Below are 18,537 nucleotides of genomic sequence, written 5' to 3'. Positions count from 1 at the left end.
CGAAATTCTGTGCTACACTAAAACGTAGACAGAAAAACGGGGAGGAACACGAAACATGCAACAACAACGACAAACGACGCGTCACGACTTTACCCGGGTTCAGGCTATCGGCTTCGGCGGATTAGTTGGGATTGGGGCCGGTGTCGTGGTCAGCGCGTTTCGATTGAGTATCGAACAACTCCTCAAACTCATGCAAACCATTTATGGTTGGCTCGGGGGACACCCAGTATGGTTGTTGCCCTGGGCCATTTTATTGGTTTTAATTGCCATTTTTATTGGTCACTTGGTCAAGCAGACCGGTATGATCAAAGGGTCCGGGATTCCTCAAGTTGAGGGGCAATTGGCCGGGGAGCTGGATTATCCCTGGTGGCCCGTGCTGTGGAAGAAATTTGTGAGCGGTATTTTGGGCATCGGAGCCGGCCTGTTTCTGGGACGGGAAGGCCCGTCGATTCAACTAGGCGGGACCGTTGCGCAGGGGATGGCCGAACGGTTTAACTTTGACGGGCGGCGCCGGCGGTTATTGATTGCCGGCGGGGCGGCGGCTGGATTGTCCGCGGCCTTCAACGCACCGATTGCCTCAACGTTGTTTATCCTAGAAGAGGTCTATCACAGTTTCTCCACGCTGGTTTGGATCACCTCACTTACCAGTGCGGTGGTGGCCGATTTTATTTCCAGTGAGGTGTTCGGGTTAACGCCGGTCTTACACATTGCTTACCAGCACGCGTTGCCACTTAAGTATTATGGGCTGCTCCTGATTTTGGGAGTGGGACTGGGCCTATTAGGGGTCGTGTATCAACTAGGCACCCTGAACGGCGGGAAGCTATACGCTAAGTTAACCTGGTTACCGGCGCACCTCAACGGCATTATTCCGTTTCTATTGGTGATTCCGGTTGGCCTGTTCTGGCCGGAGACGTTGGGTGGGGGCAATCAGATGATTGTCGCGTTTGCCCAGCATACACCGCTGTTAGTGCCGTTAATTGGGTACTTCGTCTTACGGTTGGTCTTTTCCATGATCAGTTATGGTTCGGGACTCCCCGGGGGGATTTTCTTACCGATCCTGACGTTAGGCGCGTTGTTGGGGGCCGTGGGAGCGCGCAGCTTCGTTCTTTTGGGGTGGTTACCCGCGGCCTTCATCGCTAACTTTATGATTTACGCCATGGCGGGCTACTTTGCCGGAATTTCGAAGGCCCCGTTTACCGCCATCTTGCTGATTACCGAAATGGTGGGGAGCTTACAACATCTTTTGCCGTTAGCCGTCGTAGCCATTGTGGCCTACATCACCGTCGACGTTTTGGGCGGCGCTCCTATCTACGAAGCTTTATTGGAAAAGCTGGTGACGCCGGCTGACCCCGACGCCCACGGTTTATCTGATCGGGTAGAGTATCCCATTGGGGAAGATTCTACGTTGGTCGAGCGTCAAGTCCGTGATATCAAATGGCCCCAAGGCGCCTTGTTGGTCGGCGTGCGGCGCGGAGAACGCCAGGTGATTCCCCACGGGGATACCCTGCTACGGGCCGGAGACATTTTGATTATTTTAACCTATCAGCATAATCGAGCCTATGTTCGTCAACAAATGCGTCGACTGGACACCTGAGCGGCCTTTTTGGGCCTAGGGCTGGTAAAAAGCGGTCGATTATGATAGATTAAGGGGAGTATAGTTAGACCTATTCGGTAGGTAGGAGGCAAATTTGTGTATAATTTTTTAATGACCTGTATTTTAATTGTCAGTGTTTTAATCATCATTGCGGTTATGATGCAGCCTGCTAAGACGAACGATGCGTTATCAGCACTGTCCGGTGGTGCCGATGACCTCTTTGCAAAGCAAAAGCCGCGAGGGTTTGAAGCCTTCATGCAAAAAGTGACCGTCGTCTTAGGGATCATCTTCTTTGCGCTGGCAATGGCTTTAGTATATCTATCTTCACATTAGAGATGCAGCCTCCTGTCCGTTTTATTAGCAGGGGGCTTTTTAGTTAAAACTGTCGTGGCCTGAAAACGACCCTGACAGAATCGCAGTACAGACTATCTTCGATAGCGGAAAGCGGTGGTTTGACATGATTCGAAAACCAGTCCCGCTCTTCTTTGAGCAGGGCCCTCACGCAGTAATTTTATTGCACGCTTATTCGGGTAGCTCTAACGACATGCGCTTGCTAGCACGAAAGTTGCAAAGCAAGCAGTATACGGTTCTCGCACCAATTTTCACGGGGCACGCGACCGGGGATCCCGCCGATATTTTACGGGATGGTTCACCGCAGCAGTGGTGGCAAGACACCCGTGACGCGATTGCTTTTTTACGAGAACGTGGGTATCAACAAATTGCCATCTTTGGCTTATCCCTGGGCGGCCTGTTTGCCACCCGGGCGTTACTGGAAGACCCCCAACTAGTGGGGGGCGGAACGATTGCGTCCCCCGTGATCTTTCGGGGCCAGACGCGCGTTCCCACCGCGTTCATTGAGATGGCCCGGGCCACTTACCGCGCCGAGCACATCGTTGGGGCGGAACAGGACCACAAGGTAGCGTGGCTACAAGCGCACCTAACCGCCCAGTTAACGGCGATTCAGGCTTTTGCGGATACCACGGCCACCCATTTACGGGACATTCACCAACCAGTGTTTATTGCGCAGGGCGATGCCGATCAAATGATCGACCCGCGCTCGGGCCAATGGTTGGCGGCGGCTTATCCCGCCGATCAAATTGATTATCACAACTACGCCGGCGCGGGGCACGTTTTGACCGTTAACTCGGCCCACCACGCGCTTGAGGCGGATATTTTAGCGTTTTTACACCCAATCTTTGAAAAACAATGAGGAATTTATAGTGCAAGATAATTTAAAAGCAGATTTAACAGCGTTTTTCCGCGCACACGCGGATCAAACCTATACCGTTGAGGACATTTCGGATGCCCTCCATTATCACGGATCAGCGGCGTTTAAGCTGATCGTCCAGGAACTCGCGCAGCTCGAACGGGATGGCTTAGTACAAGTCACCGACCGCGGGCATTTTCAACTGGACCCAAGCCAAAAGGTCTTAACCGGGATTTTCCACGGTAACGACAAGGGCTTCGGGTTCGTGGCGTACGACGAAAACAAGGTCGAACCGGATGCCTACATCGCACCGGACAACACCATGCGGGCCTTAAACGGCGACACGGTCAAGATTGAAATTGTCCGGGCCGGCGATCCCCGAACGGGCAAGGGCCCCGAAGGTAAGGTTACCGAAATTGTCGAACGGCATTACGAACAAGTTGTCGGTGAATTTATGCAGACCGATGACGATGCCGGTTACGTGGGCCAAGTTCGCTTGACGGACAAGAAGTTGCTCAAGTACAAGTTCTACATTACCGCTGTGGGCTTGAAGCCGACACCCGGTGAAGTCGTGACGGCCGAAATTACGGAATACCCGAACGATGCACATCCCGATGCCATGGTGGGGATTGCTAAGCAGGTCATCGGGAGTGTGGACGATCCCGGCATCGACATCTTACAGATCGTCTACCAACACAACATTCCGGCCGAATTTCCAGAAGACGTGATGCAAGCGGCCGATGAGATTCCCGATCACGTTTTGCCGGAAGAAATGCAGGGGCGTGAAGACGTCACTAACCAGAATCTGGTCACCATCGATGGCGAGTCTTCCAAAGACTTGGATGATGCCGTGACCGCCTGGAAGTTGCCGAACGGTAACTATCATTTAGGCGTGCACATTGCCGACGTTTCCCATTACGTGACGCCAGGTTCTTTGATCGACAAGGAAGCCTACAAGCGGGGCACGTCCGTTTACCTGACCGACCGGGTGATTCCAATGTTGCCTCGGCGGTTGTCCAACGGAATTTGCTCGTTGAACGAGGGCGAATTGCGGTTATGCATGAGCTGTGACATGGAAATCGATCAGGAAGGTAACGTGGTTAAGCACCGGATTCACCCGTCCGTGATGCGTTCGAAGGCGCGGATGACTTACACGGCCGTTAACCAAATCCTGGAAGCCCACGATGCGGTGACCATGGATCGTTACAAGGAATTAGTCCCAATGTTTGAAGACATGGGGGACTTACACCGGATTTTGCTGAAGCACCGGAAGAACCGGGGGGCCATTGACTTTGATGACCGCGAAGCTGAAATCATCGTGGACGACAAGGGCCACGCGATTGATGTGAAGTTACGGACGCGGGGCTTGGCTGAACGGATGATTGAATCCTTCATGCTGGCCGCTAACGAAACCGTGGCGGAACATTACTTCAGAGCCAAGGTTCCATTCCTATACCGGGTCCACGAAACGCCAGATGGCGACCGGGTTCGGAGTTTCTTCGAATTCTTGACGGCCTTTGGAATCAACGTTAAGGGTGACCCGAACCACTTGCGGCCTAAGATGATGCAAGGCATTTTAAAGCAGGTTGCGGGGAAGCCGGAAGAAGCCATGGTCTCGGTCATGATGTTACGGAGCCTAAAGCAAGCGCGGTACAGTGACCAATCCCTGGGACACTTCGGGTTGGGGGCAGAATTCTACACCCACTTTACCTCACCAATTCGGCGGTACCCAGATACCATGGTGCACCGGATGATTCACTACTACGAAGACCACGGGATCAACGATGCGTCGAAGCAAGTCTTTGCACCGGTTCTGGAAGAAATCGGGGTCCACACGTCCGAAATGGAACGGCGGGCAATCGATGCTGAACGGGATACGAACGACATGAAGATGGCCGAATACATGGCGGACCACGTCGGCGAAGAATTTGACGCCGTCGTTAGTTCCGTGATGAAGTTCGGGATGTTCGTGGAATTACCGAACACCATCGAAGGGTTGATTCACATCAGCCGGATGCAAGACGACTACTACGAATACGTGGAAAAGTACCTGGCCCTAGTTGGTCGCAATACGCGACGGACTTACCGAATTGGTCAAGCCATCCGGGTCAAGGTTATTCACGTGGACAAAGAACAAAGTGAAATTGACTTTGAACTGTTGAATCCTGAAGACGCCCCGGTCAGTGACCTCTTGCCACACCGGGAACACCGCTCTCGTGGCGGCGGTCGTTTTGGGAACAACCGGAACAACCAACACGGTAACGGCGGTCATAACGGAAGTAATGGCGGCAACCGGAACCACCGTAATGGGGGGAACGGTGGCGCTGGTCACCGGAACAACACGAACAATACTCACCGGTCCTCGGACCACCGTGGGAACGCCGGCAATAACCATCGCAACACGAACCATAGTGGTGGCCAAAACCGGAACTCACAAAACGGGAACCGGCACTAAGCGAGGCGAACACCTTTGGCTAAACGGAAACCGAAAAAGACCCCGGATAACCAACTCGCTCAAAACCGTAAGGCCCGGCATGATTATACCGTGACCGAAACGATTGAAGCGGGCTTGGTGTTGACGGGGACTGAAATCAAATCGATGCGGGAACGACGGATCACCTTACAGGATGGATTCGCCCAGATTCGTAGCGGGGAAGCCTGGTTAATGAACGTTCACATTAGCGAGTACGCTCAGGGAAACCAGTTTAACCATGATCCGTTGCGGAATCGTAAACTGCTGTTACACAAGAAGGAAATCAAGCGCTTGGGCTTAGCCACGCAGGATAAAGGGGTCACCCTGATTCCACTCAAGGTCTATCTCAAGCACGGATTTGCGAAGGTCTTAATTGGGGTCGCCCACGGGAAACGCGAGTACGACAAGCGTGAATCCCTGAAGCGGCGTGAACAGGACCGGCAGATTGCCCGGGTCATGAAACACTATTAACCATTAAAAAGCCCCGACCGTCAGTAACGACGATCGAGGTTTTTTTCTTGCGTGATGAAGGGCGTGACTTCCGACGATAAGCCGGGGGCCCACCCGCGATTTTTCAAGGGATTTAAGCCCCGTTGTTGGTGCTTGGCCCAACGGTCCAAGATAGCGGCTAAACAGACCACCAGGGCCTCGTGATCGGGTTGATCGACCTCTAATGCGATGGTTTGACCGTCCGCTGATACCGGAGCGATGTTGGCAATCAGTTCCCGACCGTGAAAGATGCGGAACCGCCCACTGTTCAGGTTGCCCATGATGACCCAGTTGAGACCGCGAACGAAGAGCACTTCTCGGATCACGCCGAAGGTTTTACTAACGTGACCTACGGGTTGGCGGTGGTACAGCAACCGAAAGCGGGGCAACAGCCCCAACGATTCTTGTTTAACTTCGGCTTCGAGTGACCCGTCGATTAAGTAGACGGTTAGAACGTCGGCCCGCAGCCCCCATTTACCGACCAGGAGGTAGCGTGATTGATTATCAGCATCGCGAATGACCGTGGTCGCACGGGCCGATAGGGCGGCTTGGTTGAGATACAGTTGACGCATGGGGCACCTCCAACAACGAATTTATGGCGTGAAACGTCACGGATGTTTTCTTTATTTTAACATGTTTTAGACTTGGCGTTCGGGAATATCATTTCGCTAGGCAATATGATAGAATAAAAGCTGAGGTGTTGGGAATGAAACCGTTTATTCATAATGATTGGTGGCCGGTACTGGAACCGGAGTTTGAGCAGGATTATTATCAGGAACTGCGCAAGTTTCTGGTTGAAGAGTACCAGCACTACCGGATTGATCCGGACATGTATCACATTTTTACGGCGTTCGATTGGACGCCGTTTAGCAAGGTCAAGGTCGTCATCTTGGGTCAGGATCCGTATCACAATCCGGGCCAAGCCCACGGGTGTAGTTTTTCCGTGATGCCGGGGACCAAGATTCCACCGTCGTTACTGAATATTTATAAGGAACTCCAGACGGACGTTGGCTGTACCCCAGTCAACCACGGTTACTTGAAAAAGTGGGCCGATCAGGGTGTGTTACTCCTGAACTCGGTACTGACCGTGCGTGACGGGGCCGCCTTTTCCCATAAGGGACACGGGTGGGAACGGCTGACCGATGCGGCTATTCGGAAACTTTCCGAACGCGCCGAACCGGTGGTCTTTATCCTGTGGGGCCGCGCTGCTCAAGACAAGATTGCGCTGATCGACACTAAGACGAACATCGTCTTGAAGTCGGCGCATCCGAGTCCGTTATCGGCTAACCGCGGATTCTTCGGGTCCCGTCCCTTTTCAAAAACCAACATCGCACTAACATCATTAGGTGAAACGCCCATCGATTGGCAACTACCGGCAACGGCCAGTGCTGACGACGCTTCACAACCTAACCACGCGTAAGCATAAAGAGAATTGATTCGTAGGACATTTTATGGAGGTCTTCACCTATGGAACTTTTTGATAGTCTTAAGCAAAAAATTAACGGACAAAATAAAACCATCGTCTTCCCAGAAGGGGCCGATAAGCGGGTCTTAGGCGCCGCTAGTCGGTTAGCCCACGACGGGTTGATCAAAGCCATCGTTTTAGGCAAACAAGCCGAAATCGATGCAACGGCCAAGGAAAACAACATTGACCTAAGCCAGTTGACGTTACTGGATCCTGAAAACATTCCTGCTGACCAACACAAGGCCATGTTAGACGCTTTGGTTGAACGCCGGCACGGTAAGAACACGCCGGAACAGGCGGCTGAGATGTTGAAGGATCCGAACTACATCGGGACCATGATGGTTTACATGGACCAAGCCGACGGGATGGTTTCCGGGGCGATTCACGCCACCGGCGACACCGTTCGACCAGCTTTGCAGATTATCAAAACCAAGGAAGGCGTTCGGCGCATTAGCGGGGCCTTCATCATGCAAAAGGGCGACCAACGTTACGTCTTTGCGGACTGTGCAATCAATATTGAATTGGATGCAGCGGGGATGGCCGAAGTGGCCGTGGAAAGTGCCCACACCGCTAAGGTCTTCGACATCGACCCTAAGGTGGCGCTGTTAAGCTTCTCCACTAAGGGCTCGGCTAAGGGCGACATGGTCACCAAAGTCCAAGAAGCCACGAAGATTGCTCACGAAACGGCCCCAGATTTGGCCGTCGACGGAGAACTTCAATTTGACGCGGCCTTCGTACCAACGGTTGCCGCCCAAAAGGCACCGGGGTCGGACGTGGCGGGTCACGCTAACGTCTTTGTCTTCCCCGAACTCCAATCCGGGAACATCGGTTACAAGATTGCCCAACGGTTTGGTGGGTTTGAAGCCATTGGCCCAATTCTGCAAGGGTTGAACAAGCCGGTTTCCGACTTATCTCGTGGCTGCAACGAAGAAGACGTCTACAAGGTGGCCATCATTACGGCCGCTCAGGCATTAAACTAGTAATTAACGATTCACGAAGTTACCGGATACCCGGATTGCGCTTTAATGGCAATCCGGGTATTATTTGTAATGAATTCGACGATTTAAATCAGTACTTGAGTTTTAAAGATAGATCTTAGTTAGGTTGAAGCTGGTTGCCCGCTGATTTTGTAAATGAATTAATACTAGGCATAGAACTACGTTAATCATCAGTCACAGCTACAATTAAACGATTGTTGGTATAAAGGAGTAAATGCAATGTTAGAATTGACAGTCACAAGTCCGGAAATGACGATGGCCCTCGGGAAACAGTTGGCCCCCGGATTGAAGGCCCAAGACGTGATTTTGCTCGACGGCGATTTAGGTGCCGGCAAGACCACGTTTACCAAGGGCTTAGCCGCCGGGTTAGGCATCAAACGTAACGTGAAGAGTCCCACGTTTACCATTATCCGCGAGTATCAGGGCGGGCGGTTGCCCCTGTACCACATGGACGTTTACCGGTTGGAAGACGGCAGTGGGGACGAACTGGGCTTAGAAGAGTACTTTAATGGTGACGGGGTGAACGTGATCGAGTGGTCGCAATTCATTGCCGATGAACTACCGGAACACTACCTGCGCATCGTGTTTAAACGCGATGACGATGCGGGGGAAACCCAACGAACGTTGACCTTCGAACCTCACGGCGACCATTTTGTCCAATTAGTCGATCAATTAGAGGCGACCCGCCATGAGTGAGGACGTCGCAATCCGCTTACCGGAAGCCGGGGACGCGGCGCAACTGTTGACCTTATTGGCACGTTTGCAGCAGGAAAGCGATACGTTTACGTTAGCTAACGCCGACGACCCCATTAGTGTTGACCAAGAGGGGGACCAGATCGAACAGATCAAGCGCAGTCCAGCCCACCTTCTCTTGGTCGCCAGCCTCAAAGATCAGTTGATCGGGGTCCTATCGGTCTCGCCGACTCACGAAGGCAACGTGGGCGAGTTGGGCGTGGCCGTGGAACGGGCCTATTGGCACCAGGGTATTGGGACCGCGTTGGTCGACGAGGCGTTGTACTGGGCCGAGACGGCCAGTTCGCTAGCTGCGGTGGGCCTTATCGTGCAGACCCGCAACGTGGCGGCCGTGAAGCTCTACACCAAGTTGGGCTTTACTCGGACCAAGACGCCACCGGAAACGGTCACGGACGATGCGGGCAACCGGGTGACGGCCGTGGAAATGGTCTACCCGTTAAACGACCAAGGTCTCGCCGAGGATGAATAACTTAAAAAGGGATCTTCGTACCCGTGACGGGTATGAGGATCCCTTTAACGTCTAAGCAGTCACTTTGATGAATGATTTAAGCGGCTGGGTGCCGAAATGGTTGGCTTCGTACAACAGAATGTTGGCGCACGCCAAACTGTCGTCCAACGCGTTGTGGTGATGGTGCAAGTCGATGTTGAGCTGCTCGCAAACCGTATCTAACTTGTGGTTGGGAAATTCCGGAAAGAACTTCCGGCTGGTTTTGACGGTATCTAAGGTCAGGTATCGCGCCGCGGGTAGGCGGTAATGTTCCAGACTGCTACGCAGCACCCCGTTATCAAACGGGGCGTTGTGGGCGATTACGAGCCGATCACGTTGGAAGAACGGCGCCACGTGTTCCCAGACTTCGGGAAAGGTGGGGGCGTTGGCCACGTCGGCTTCGTGAATCCCATGAATCTGGACGTTGCGCCAAAAGAAGTCGGTATCGGGTTTGATCAGTGAGTAAAATTCATCGACGACTTGGCTATTGCGGACGATGGTTAACGCTAACGAACAGGCGCTATACCGCTTGCCGTTAGCCGTTTCAAAGTCCATAGCGACAAAGTTCACGACGGCATCTTCCTTTCAAAATTAAACGGTTAAGTCGGTCACGTCGAGCTCGACCGGACAATGGTCGGAGCCCATGACCTGGTCTAAGATTTTAGCGTCTTGGAGTTGATTTTGCAAGCGTTGGCTGGTCACAAAGTAGTCGATTCGCCAGCCGGCGTTGTTGTCGCGGGCGTGGAACCGGTAGCTCCACCAGGAATACCGACCGGTCGCGTCCGGGTAGAAGTACCTAAACGTGTCTAGATAACCGGCGGCTAACAGGGTGGAGAACTTGCCCCGTTCCTCATCGGAGAAGCCGGCGTTGTGGTGGTTACTCTTGGGGTTCTTCAGGTCGATCTCTTCGTGGGCCACGTTGAGGTCGCCGCAATAGATGACCGGTTTTTTGGCGTTGAGTTGGTTGATGTAGGTCAGAAAGGCATCCTCCCAACCCATGCGAAAGTCCAGGCGCTTCAGCTTGGTCCCGGAGTTCGGCACGTAACAGGTCATTACGTAAAAGTCCGGGTATTCCAGGGTGATGGCCCGGCCTTCGTGGTCGAAGTCCGGCGCATCGATCCCGTAATGCACGGCTAAGGGTTTGTGCTTGGTAAACAGGGCCGTGCCGGAGTAACCCTTGCGTTCGGCATAGTTCCAATATTGGTAGTACCCGGGGATGTCGAGATCAATCTGCCCGGCTTGTAGTTTGGTTTCTTGAATGCCGAAAAAGTCGGCATCGAGGTCTTGAAACGTTGTCATAAAGTCCTTTTTCACAATGGCCCGCAGACCATTGACGTTCCACGAAATAAATTTCACGAAAAACACCTCCAACGAATATGTCTAGTATACCAGAAAATGAGTTTTCGCCCGTTTTCAGGCGTTTCGCGTGTTGTTTTGTGAAAATTCATGCTAAACTATTCCTATGCTTTAATGGGTTTTTCTGGGGAGTTCGTCCACCTCACGACGATCAGTGAAACCCGTACTACCGGTTGCTGAGCCCATCATCAGGTGGTGATGACGTTTAAGCGCGGTTGCCACCCTACCGAAAAGACTGGTAAGGTGGTCTGAAATTTTTCAAGATGAAGGGAAATCGTTAATCATGGAAGATATTGCAACGGCCTTTCCAGCCGTAGAAATTTTACGTCACGAACCACTCGCCCACTACACGCACACCAAGACGGGGGGGCCTGCCGATTTTTTGGCGTTCCCAACCAACGTTCAGGAGACCAAGTCGTTACTGGCTTACGCGAACCAGTTGGGGTTGCCCATTACGGTCGTCGGGAACGCCAGTAATTTAATCGTGCGCGACGGGGGGATTCGGGGCCTGGTCATGATTCTGACTAAGATGGCTCAGATCACGGTCGATGAAGCCGCCCACACGGTGACGGCCGCTGCCGGCGCCGCGTTGATCAAGACCACCCAGGTCGCCCAAGCCCACAGTCTGAGTGGCTTAGAGTTTGCGGCGGGGATCCCCGGCAGTGTCGGCGGGGCCATCTTCATGAACGCCGGGGCATATGGCGGTGAAATTGCGGCGGTCGCCACGGCGGCGGAAATTTTGACGCAGGCGGGTGAGATTCGCACGCTGACGCAAAAAGAACTCGACTTTGGGTACCGGCATAGTTCGATTCAGGACTACCACGACATTGTATTAACGGCGACCTTTACCCTTGAACCGGGGGACGGAACCGCGATTCAGGCCCAAATGGATGACTTGAACGCTAAGCGGGCCGCCAAGCAACCGTTAGACCTGCCATCCTGTGGGAGTGTCTTTAAGCGACCAGCAGGTCATTATACGGGCCAACTGATCCAAGAGGCGGGCCTGCAAGGCCTCAAGTGGGGCGGCGCACAGGTGTCGACCAAGCACGCGGGATTTATCGTCAATATCGATCACGCGACGGCGACCGACTACCTGGAATTAATCCACCATATTCAAACGGTCATCTGGGAACGCGACCAAGTCCACCTGGAGACCGAAGTTCGAATTATCGGCGAAGAACCACACGCCTAGAAAGGGGGACCCTCTTTGCCAATACTTGAAGCAGTAATTCTGCTTATTGTGTTAGTGTTACTCTCAAATATTATTAGTCATTACCTAACCTTTATCCCCGTCAGTTTAATTCAAATCGCGTTGGGGTTAGTTGTTGCCCTAATTTGGAAGTTCCAGATTGAACTGGAGACGGATTGGTTTTTACTCCTGTTCATTGCGCCCTTACTGTATAACGATGGGCGGCGTTTCCCGCGGCGCGAACTTTGGCGGTTGCGGGGACCGATTTTTGCCAACGCCATTTGGCTCGTTTTTCTGACCACGATTCTGGGTGGTTTTCTGATTTACTGGCTAATTCCCAAGATGCCGTTGACCGTGGCCTTTGCCTTGGCCGCCATCCTATCACCGACCGACCCGGTGGCCGTGCAGTCGATCTCCAAGCAGGTCAAGCTGCCCGAGAATCTGATGCACCTGGTCAGCGGTGAAAGTCTGATCAACGATGCCAGTGGGCTGATTGCCTTCAAATACGCCATTGCGGCGACCGTGACCGGGGCCTTTTCCCTGAAAACAGCGACCAGTGATTTCATCTACATCAGTATTGTCGGTTTTCTGGCCGGTCTAATCATCATGACCGGCGTGCAGCTCTTGATGGACGTCTTACGGCGGCAAGGGATCGACGACGTGGTCTTTAACACGGTGTTGCAGATTGCCACGCCGTTCGTGGTCTACCTGGTGACCGAAGAGCTGGCCCACGCGTCCGGCGTCATTGCCGTAGTAACGGCGGGCGTCTTATACCACGCGCGTGAGAGTCAGATTGTGGAGGATTCGCCAGAACTCAAGCTAGTGACCGAAAAAGTGTGGGACATCATTATCTATTCGTTAAACGGGATCGTGTTCGTGATTTTAGGAATCGAACTCCCCGTGGCGACCTCGCAGGTCATCAAGGGTGGTCAGTTTAATACCGGCGAAGCCATGCTGTTTGCGTTGGGGACCTGGGTCATCATTGTGGTTTTGCGAACCGTCTGGACTTACGGGTACATCCTGTTCCAGCGAATTCGCAAGACGACGACCGAACACCCCAGCTTCCGGATGGCCGTCTTATCGGGCCTTTCCGGGGTTCGGGGGGCCGTCACCATGGCCGGGGTGCTCTCCGTGCCGTTGACGGTAGCCAGTGGGGCCGGGTTCCCCACCCGGGCGCTAATGCTGTTCGTGGCGTCCGGCGTGATCATCATTAGTCTGGTCGCGGCGACCATCATGTTACCGTTGATTTCGACGGATGGTCAGCCGTTAAAGACCCGGGCGAGTGTCAGCGATGATATCGCGAACGATTTGGACCTGGATGACGACGATGATGCGGAGGAGTATCCCGAAGAGCCCGTCCGTCAGATTAGTGAGGACGAGGCCCGGGCCTACATCATGCGGCTAGCCATCTCCAAGATTGAGGAGTTACGGCGACCGAATAACCAGCGAGCCGCTTATGATTTGATTCTGGATTATCAGTTCGTGATCCGGCGTTTAGAAATGAGTTACCGGGCGGACGATACCATGCAAAAGGTCTTGAATGACGAATTGAAGCTACGGGAAGTTGCCTTAGCGGGTGAACGAGCGGAGCTTAAGGAGTTACGCCAGGGCGCGAAGATTACCCAGACTAGTTACGTGGGGGCCTTGCGGCGGATCGAACGGCTGGAAAGCCGGGTCACACAGGCCAGTGGGCGTTCCATGCCGAGCGTTTTACATTACTGGTTGTTGTTCTTTAAGCACTTATGGCGAAACGCCGCGTACTGGCTGCACTCCGAAGATACGGACCGGCTTCATGCCGAAAGCAATCTGATTGAGCGTCAGACGGCTAAGGCGGCCATCAAGACGTTGTCGCAGTATCTGTCACGAACGGACGTGGACGAAACGCAGTTCGATAACCAGGCGATTTACCACCTGATTGTGCATTACCGCAACCGGATTGAGCGCGCCAAGGCGGCCGCGGCACCGTCACACGAAGAAGAGTACCAACACCAATTTAACAAGTTACGGGTTCGGGCATTAAGTGCCGAACGGGCCGGGATTCAAAACTTGTTAGAAGCGGGTAACATTTCCTGGGCCATGGCATCGCGCCTGCGGCAATACGTGAACTACGCGGAAAACGTGTTGGTCATGTCGTTGAGCAGTGAAGATGACGGGGACTAAGGAATACTAGTGCCTCTGACTTAAGTCAAGTTCATGTAAAAACGAAATTTATGAAATTCTAAATGCTGCTAGACCGGGATTTGTTTAGTGTATTCCCCACACGTGTGGGGGTGATTCTGCCTTGCTCGATTTCGTCATTCACTCATATCAGTATTCCCCACACGTGTGGGGGTGATTCCTTTAAATTGGTAAGGATTCAAATTCTGGGTACGTATTCCCCACACGTGTGGGGGTGATTCTTACGTGACGACCAGCCTTTCGACGACGGGTAAGTATTCCCCACACGTGTGGGGGTGATTCCGTCATCAAAGGGTATCAAGGTAAGCATTGCGAGTATTCCCCACACGTGTGGGGGTGATTCTATCGATAGTGGGAAGTTAACTATTAATTGGTAGTATTCCCCACACGTGTGGGGGTGATTCCTGAAGGAAATTTAAAACCCACATTCTATAGGCGTATTCCCCACACGTGTGGGGGTGATTCTGGATACATTAATCGGCTGCGGTTGCCAGAAAAGTATTCCCCACACGTGTGGGGGTGATTCCGCCTAGACCCAGCCAGCAGCTAACTGACCGGGGTATTCCCCACACGTGTGGGGGTGATTCTCACGGAGGACAAGCACGGTAAAATTACCACGGGTATTCCCCACACGTGTGGGGGTGATTCCTCGGTGTTGTACTGGGCGTTAAAGGAGTTATCGTATTCCCCACACGTGTGGGGGTGATTCTTACAGCGGTTAACTTGCCAAGTGGTGTAACCAGTATTCCCCACACGTGTGGGGGTGATTCTCATGAGCGAAGCGGACAAGGCCGCTGCCTTAAGTATTCCCCACACGTGTGGGGGTGATTCCTTACCCTTGTAGCTCAGCTCACGCTTGAATTCGTATTCCCCACACGTGTGGGGGTGATTCTACGGGGCACGACGTCATCGACGTTGACCCGGAGTATTCCCCACACGTGTGGGGGTGATTCCTTGATGAGACTAACGACCTGGATTTCAACCCGGTATTCCCCACACGTGTGGGGGTGATTCCTAGCTCGCCTTGATGGGGATGAACTGGTGACAGTATTCCCCACACGTGTGGGGGTGATTCTGGCAACGGTGATTTTAAGGGGTTTGTTACGGGGTATTCCCCACACGTGTGGGGGTGATTCTAAAATCATAGATGGATCGTTCTACTGTCAACAGTATTCCCCACACGTGTGGGGGTGATTCTCTCCGTCAATCACCCCGGCGTTAAATTGAACAGTATTCCCCACACGTGTGGGGGTGATTCTAACAACATCAAGATTGAGAACGGTGGAGACAGGTATTCCCCACACGTGTGGGGGTGATTCCAAGGGGACACAATCATTACAATTACTGATAAGGTATTCCCCACACGTGTGGGGGTGATTCCGTTGATTTAACGGGATTCTTCTTTTTTTAAAAGTATTCCCCACACGTGTGGGGGTGATTCCTCCCTTTCCACGGTCTGCGCATCGAGATCCTGGTATTCCCCACACGTGTGGGCATAAAAAATAGCAGCACAAAAGCGGCCGCCAGTGGAGTTTTCCACTGACGGCCGCTTGGTATTTATTGGTTAATAACTAGGTTTTTGAGCCGTCATAATCAGATGCAAAATCCAGTAACAGAAGAGCTGGATAAACGTCATCAAAATCACAAATATCCATAAATCATTAGTCCACATGTTCATTAAGGGCCTGATGAATTGCTCCGGATTTAAGAATAAATAGATGGTATGGATCCGGAGGAAGCGCCCGATGTAAACCCCGACCGACGATAGGAAGGTCAACGTTAAAACGACAATTAATCGGACGATGTTATTGCCTCGAGCCAGTCGTTCCGAGATACTTTGACTGACGAAGTTGAGGCTCCAGAACCCCAGAAATGCACAGAATAGGGCGCTGGTGATCAGGTAAGTGAAGTAGATCCAGATGTGGGGCGTCACCCGCAATAGACCACTGACCGCGTAAGGCTGAAGCAGTGACAGGTGAAAGAGGTCGGTCAGTAGGTAGGGCGCGTTGGGATAGAAGAGTAGCCAGACAATTACCATCGGCCAGAATAGCCACGCCGAGCGCTTTCGCCCGAGATGAAAACTGATCTCGATGGGGATGTACCCCAAAAAGGTGTTTAGCACCAGAAACGAGAAGGGGTCGTGAGCGCGGAAAAAAAGAAATAGCAGCCATAAAATAAAGAAGCCGCGAATTTCCCACTTGGCACGCCGATTCATAAGCCATCACCCAACCCTTTCATTCTTTACCTCTATTTTACAGCGAATTATGCCGGTCGAAGTACAATATGCTTTCTATCTTACCAAAAATTATGAGCGGACTGACAGACTGCGGTCGACCTTAATAAATTTTGTAAACTTATTGGCCGAACAAGCACTTTTGAAAGCGAAATCACTTGGAATTTCTAAAATTTGACCGAGTTTTGGGGGACATTGAGGGGAATTGCGGCGGAAGGTCAAGGGGCGTGATATAATAAAATCTGAATTCAATTTGGAGGGAAAGTCAAATGAACCTGAACTGGGGAAATCTCCTAACGTTAGGTAATTTGGTCAACGTTTTGGATATCCTGGTGGTCTGGTTCGTGATCTACGAACTGATCGTCATGTTACGGGGAACGAAGGCCATTCAACTTTTCCGGGGCGTCATCTTGATTCTGGTGGTCAAGGTAATTAGTAGTTACTTTGGCCTCAACACGGTTTCGTGGTTAATGGATCAGGTGATCAACTGGGGAGTGATTGCGGTCATCATCATCTTCCAGCCCGAAATTCGCCGGGGGTTGGAACATCTGGGACGTGGTTCGTTATTTGTACGCATGCGGAACGAAAACGAAGCGGCTAACCGGATGATTGCGGGTTTGGATAAAGCCATTCAGTACATGTCCAAGCGTCGAATCGGGGCGTTAATGACGATTCAACAGGACACGGGGCTGGAAGACTATATCGAAACGGGTATCAAACTGGATGCCGAGTTGACCGGTGAATTGTTAATCAACATCTTTATCCCGAACACCCCCTTGCACGATGGGGCCGTGATCATTCGTAATAATCGGATTGCGGTGGCGGCGGCCTACCTACCGTTGTCGGAAAGTAACCTGATTCCTAAGGAACTGGGGACCCGGCACCGGGCGGCCGTTGGGATTTCTGAGGTCACCGATGCGTTAACCATCGTGATTTCGGAAGAGACCGGGGAAGTTTCCATTACCAAGAACAACGAACTGTTGCGCGGGCTGACCCAGGAGGACTATCTGAAGTTCTTGAAGCACGAATTGGTCAACGAAGAAGCTGCTGCGAACCACAATATTTTAGAAACGGCGTTGGATTGGGTCGACAAACGTCTGCATAGGGGGCGCCGCTAATGAAAAATCAACACTACACGGCGTGGATCTACCGGATTTTGGCGTTGATCCTAGCGATTTTGCTGTTCTTTTACGTGAACAATACCCAGTCCTCGAGTAATCAACAGACGACCAATTCCGGCAAGACGTCGTTGACGGCCACCAAGACCATGACGGTTTCGGTGCCCCTTCAATTAAACGTGAATAGTAATAAATACTTTGTGACGGGCTACCCCGAAAAGGTTAAGGTGACCTTGCGTGGGCCGTTGGCGCTGGTAACCACCACGGCCAACACCCAGAATTTCAAGGTTTACGCCTCGTTAAGTGATCTGGGAACGGGGAAGCACAAGGTGTCGTTACACCAAGAGGGGCTCAACCACGAAATTGAGTCGTCAATATCCCCGGCGAAAATCACCGTGGATATTGAGCCCCGGCGCACGGTCTCTTTCCCCGTGAAGGTGCGCTATAACCAGCAAAATATTGCGTCGGGCTACACCGCGGGGAAACCCACGACCGACGTGACCAACGTGAAGGCGACCGGGGCGGCTAACGAAATCTCACGGGTTAGTCAGGTGATTGCCCAACTTTCCGTCCCGCAAAATACCAAGAAGACCGTGAATAGTCAGGCCGTGATTGAAGCCCTGGATAAGCAGGGGAAGACGGTTAACGTGATCTTGACGCCGTCGACCACCACGGTCAACCTGCCCATCACTAAGGGGGCCAGTAAGACGGTCAACGTCAAGCTGAACGCCAAGAACGGCTCGTCCGGGACGACGTATAAACTAAGCAGTTCGACGACTAAGGTGAAGGCCTTCGGAAGTGCGGCGCAATTAAAAGCGCTGAGCACGGCGCAGGTGGATGTCGACGTGAGTGACGTCAAGAATACGGCGACTAAGACCGTGACGTTAGACACCAACGACAATCAAGTCACCGCCTTTGATCCGGCAACCATTCGGGTCACGGTTAAAGCCACTGCTAATTAATCTGTCATTTAAAAATTTGAGAAATGAGGAATTCT

The 18,537-nt window shown here is 52.5% G+C and carries 17 protein-coding genes and 1 CRISPR repeat array; of the genes, 13 read left to right on the top strand and 4 right to left on the bottom strand.

The window, feature by feature from the left end; genetic code table 11:
• Positions 1 to 55 precede the first annotated feature (55 nt).
• The 5 genes from FD25_RS01080 to smpB all read left to right on the top strand — a co-directional run bounded on the left by FD25_RS01080 (position 56) and on the right by smpB (position 5,745).
• Positions 56 to 1,594, top strand: a complete 1,539-nt coding sequence (locus FD25_RS01080; protein ID WP_057800749.1) for a ClC family H(+)/Cl(-) exchange transporter — start codon at positions 56 to 58, stop codon at positions 1,592 to 1,594.
• Between the two features lie 96 nt (positions 1,595 to 1,690).
• Positions 1,691 to 1,927, top strand: coding sequence for a preprotein translocase subunit SecG (secG, locus tag FD25_RS01075; RefSeq protein ID WP_057731090.1), 237 nt, complete (start codon positions 1,691 to 1,693; stop codon positions 1,925 to 1,927).
• Between the two features lie 124 nt (positions 1,928 to 2,051).
• Positions 2,052 to 2,804: an alpha/beta hydrolase gene (locus FD25_RS01070; protein ID WP_057800748.1), complete on the top strand. Its 753-nt coding sequence runs from the start codon at positions 2,052 to 2,054 to the stop codon at positions 2,802 to 2,804.
• Positions 2,805 to 2,814: 10 nt separating this feature from the next.
• Positions 2,815 to 5,256, top strand: a complete 2,442-nt coding sequence (gene rnr / locus FD25_RS01065; protein WP_057800747.1) for a ribonuclease R — start codon at positions 2,815 to 2,817, stop codon at positions 5,254 to 5,256.
• A gap of 15 nt (positions 5,257 to 5,271) precedes the next feature.
• On the top strand, positions 5,272 to 5,745 hold the full coding sequence (gene smpB, locus FD25_RS01060; RefSeq protein WP_057800746.1) for an SsrA-binding protein SmpB: 474 nt from the start codon (positions 5,272 to 5,274) through the stop codon (positions 5,743 to 5,745).
• Positions 5,746 to 5,765: 20 nt separating this feature from the next.
• On the opposite strand, the gene FD25_RS01055 is transcribed toward smpB, so the two are convergent.
• Positions 5,766 to 6,335, bottom strand: coding sequence for an LURP-one-related/scramblase family protein (locus FD25_RS01055; RefSeq protein ID WP_057800745.1), 570 nt, complete (start codon positions 6,333 to 6,335; stop codon positions 5,766 to 5,768).
• 134 nt (positions 6,336 to 6,469) lie between these two features.
• Between FD25_RS01055 and FD25_RS01050 the strand changes: the two genes are divergently transcribed.
• The 4 genes from FD25_RS01050 to FD25_RS01035 all read left to right on the top strand — a co-directional run bounded on the left by FD25_RS01050 (position 6,470) and on the right by FD25_RS01035 (position 9,448).
• Positions 6,470 to 7,183 (top strand): uracil-DNA glycosylase, encoded by a 714-nt coding sequence (locus FD25_RS01050; protein WP_057800744.1) that lies wholly within the window; start codon positions 6,470 to 6,472, stop codon positions 7,181 to 7,183.
• A 47-nt stretch (positions 7,184 to 7,230) separates the two neighbouring features.
• A complete protein-coding gene (pta, locus tag FD25_RS01045; protein ID WP_057800743.1) occupies positions 7,231 to 8,208 on the top strand; it encodes a phosphate acetyltransferase in 978 nt (325 codons plus the stop codon).
• 237 nt (positions 8,209 to 8,445) lie between these two features.
• Positions 8,446 to 8,922 (top strand): tRNA (adenosine(37)-N6)-threonylcarbamoyltransferase complex ATPase subunit type 1 TsaE, encoded by a 477-nt coding sequence (gene tsaE / locus FD25_RS01040; protein ID WP_057800742.1) that lies wholly within the window; start codon positions 8,446 to 8,448, stop codon positions 8,920 to 8,922.
• The gene (locus tag FD25_RS01035; protein WP_057800741.1) at positions 8,915 to 9,448 is read left to right on the top strand and encodes a GNAT family N-acetyltransferase; all 534 of its coding nucleotides are present in this window, start codon (positions 8,915 to 8,917) and stop codon (positions 9,446 to 9,448) included. Before tsaE ends, FD25_RS01035 begins: the two co-directional genes overlap by 8 nt.
• Positions 9,449 to 9,499: 51 nt before the next feature.
• Here the strand turns inward: FD25_RS01035 and FD25_RS01030 are convergent, their stop codons facing one another.
• Together FD25_RS01030 and FD25_RS01025 are read right to left on the bottom strand one after the other, a co-directional pair.
• Positions 9,500 to 10,036 carry a 3'-5' exonuclease gene (locus FD25_RS01030; protein WP_057800740.1) on the bottom strand — a complete coding sequence of 179 codons (537 nt, stop codon included), beginning with the start codon at positions 10,034 to 10,036 and terminating at the stop codon, positions 9,500 to 9,502.
• Positions 10,037 to 10,057: 21 nt separating this feature from the next.
• A complete protein-coding gene (locus FD25_RS01025) occupies positions 10,058 to 10,822 on the bottom strand; it encodes an exodeoxyribonuclease III (RefSeq protein ID WP_057800739.1) in 765 nt (254 codons plus the stop codon).
• Between the two features lie 283 nt (positions 10,823 to 11,105).
• On the opposite strand from FD25_RS01025, the gene murB reads away from it, so the two are divergent.
• Both murB and FD25_RS01015 read left to right on the top strand, forming a co-directional pair.
• Positions 11,106 to 12,014, top strand: coding sequence for a UDP-N-acetylmuramate dehydrogenase (murB, locus tag FD25_RS01020; protein WP_057800738.1), 909 nt, complete (start codon positions 11,106 to 11,108; stop codon positions 12,012 to 12,014).
• A gap of 15 nt (positions 12,015 to 12,029) precedes the next feature.
• A complete protein-coding gene (locus FD25_RS01015) occupies positions 12,030 to 14,171 on the top strand; it encodes a cation:proton antiporter (protein ID WP_057800737.1) in 2,142 nt (713 codons plus the stop codon).
• A gap of 89 nt (positions 14,172 to 14,260) precedes the next feature.
• A CRISPR array of direct repeats spans positions 14,261 to 15,630; the repeat unit is 28 nt; unit sequence GTATTCCCCACACGTGTGGGGGTGATTC.
• 123 nt (positions 15,631 to 15,753) lie between these two features.
• On the opposite strand, the gene FD25_RS01010 is transcribed toward FD25_RS01015, so the two are convergent.
• A complete protein-coding gene (locus tag FD25_RS01010; RefSeq protein ID WP_057800736.1) occupies positions 15,754 to 16,404 on the bottom strand; it encodes a DUF1361 domain-containing protein in 651 nt (216 codons plus the stop codon).
• A gap of 287 nt (positions 16,405 to 16,691) precedes the next feature.
• Between FD25_RS01010 and cdaA the strand changes: the two genes are divergently transcribed.
• Both cdaA and FD25_RS01000 read left to right on the top strand, forming a co-directional pair.
• Complete coding sequence (gene cdaA / locus FD25_RS01005) at positions 16,692 to 17,540, top strand: diadenylate cyclase CdaA (RefSeq protein WP_057800735.1); 849 nt, start codon at positions 16,692 to 16,694, stop codon at positions 17,538 to 17,540.
• Entirely contained in the window at positions 17,540 to 18,502 is a 963-nt protein-coding gene (locus tag FD25_RS01000) for a CdaR family protein (protein ID WP_057800734.1), read from the top strand. The genes cdaA and FD25_RS01000 overlap by 1 nt, the downstream gene beginning before the upstream one ends.
• The last annotated feature ends 35 nt before the right edge of the window (positions 18,503 to 18,537 follow it).

Origin of the sequence: Levilactobacillus acidifarinae DSM 19394 = JCM 15949, from assembly GCF_001434835.1 — a bacterium.
GTDB classification, from domain to species: domain Bacteria; phylum Bacillota; class Bacilli; order Lactobacillales; family Lactobacillaceae; genus Levilactobacillus; species Levilactobacillus acidifarinae.
This window is presented reverse-complemented; position numbering and strand designations above follow the sequence as displayed.

Excerpts from the sequence above, each read along its gene's own strand:
- FD25_RS01000 (WP_057800734.1), top strand. The coding sequence starts at position 17,540 with ATGAAAAATCAACACTACACGGCGTGGATCTACCGGATTTTGGCGTTG.
- FD25_RS01010 (WP_057800736.1), bottom strand. The coding sequence starts at position 16,404 with ATGAATCGGCGTGCCAAGTGGGAAATTCGCGGCTTCTTTATTTTATGG.
- cdaA (WP_057800735.1), top strand. The coding sequence starts at position 16,692 with ATGAACCTGAACTGGGGAAATCTCCTAACGTTAGGTAATTTGGTCAAC.
- FD25_RS01050 (WP_057800744.1), top strand. The coding sequence starts at position 6,470 with ATGAAACCGTTTATTCATAATGATTGGTGGCCGGTACTGGAACCGGAG.
- pta (WP_057800743.1), top strand. The coding sequence starts at position 7,231 with ATGGAACTTTTTGATAGTCTTAAGCAAAAAATTAACGGACAAAATAAA.
- FD25_RS01070 (WP_057800748.1), top strand. The coding sequence starts at position 2,052 with ATGATTCGAAAACCAGTCCCGCTCTTCTTTGAGCAGGGCCCTCACGCA.
- FD25_RS01035 (WP_057800741.1), top strand. The coding sequence starts at position 8,915 with ATGAGTGAGGACGTCGCAATCCGCTTACCGGAAGCCGGGGACGCGGCG.
- tsaE (WP_057800742.1), top strand. The coding sequence starts at position 8,446 with ATGTTAGAATTGACAGTCACAAGTCCGGAAATGACGATGGCCCTCGGG.
- FD25_RS01080 (WP_057800749.1), top strand. The coding sequence starts at position 56 with ATGCAACAACAACGACAAACGACGCGTCACGACTTTACCCGGGTTCAG.
- murB (WP_057800738.1), top strand. The coding sequence starts at position 11,106 with ATGGAAGATATTGCAACGGCCTTTCCAGCCGTAGAAATTTTACGTCAC.
- FD25_RS01055 (WP_057800745.1), bottom strand. The coding sequence starts at position 6,335 with ATGCGTCAACTGTATCTCAACCAAGCCGCCCTATCGGCCCGTGCGACC.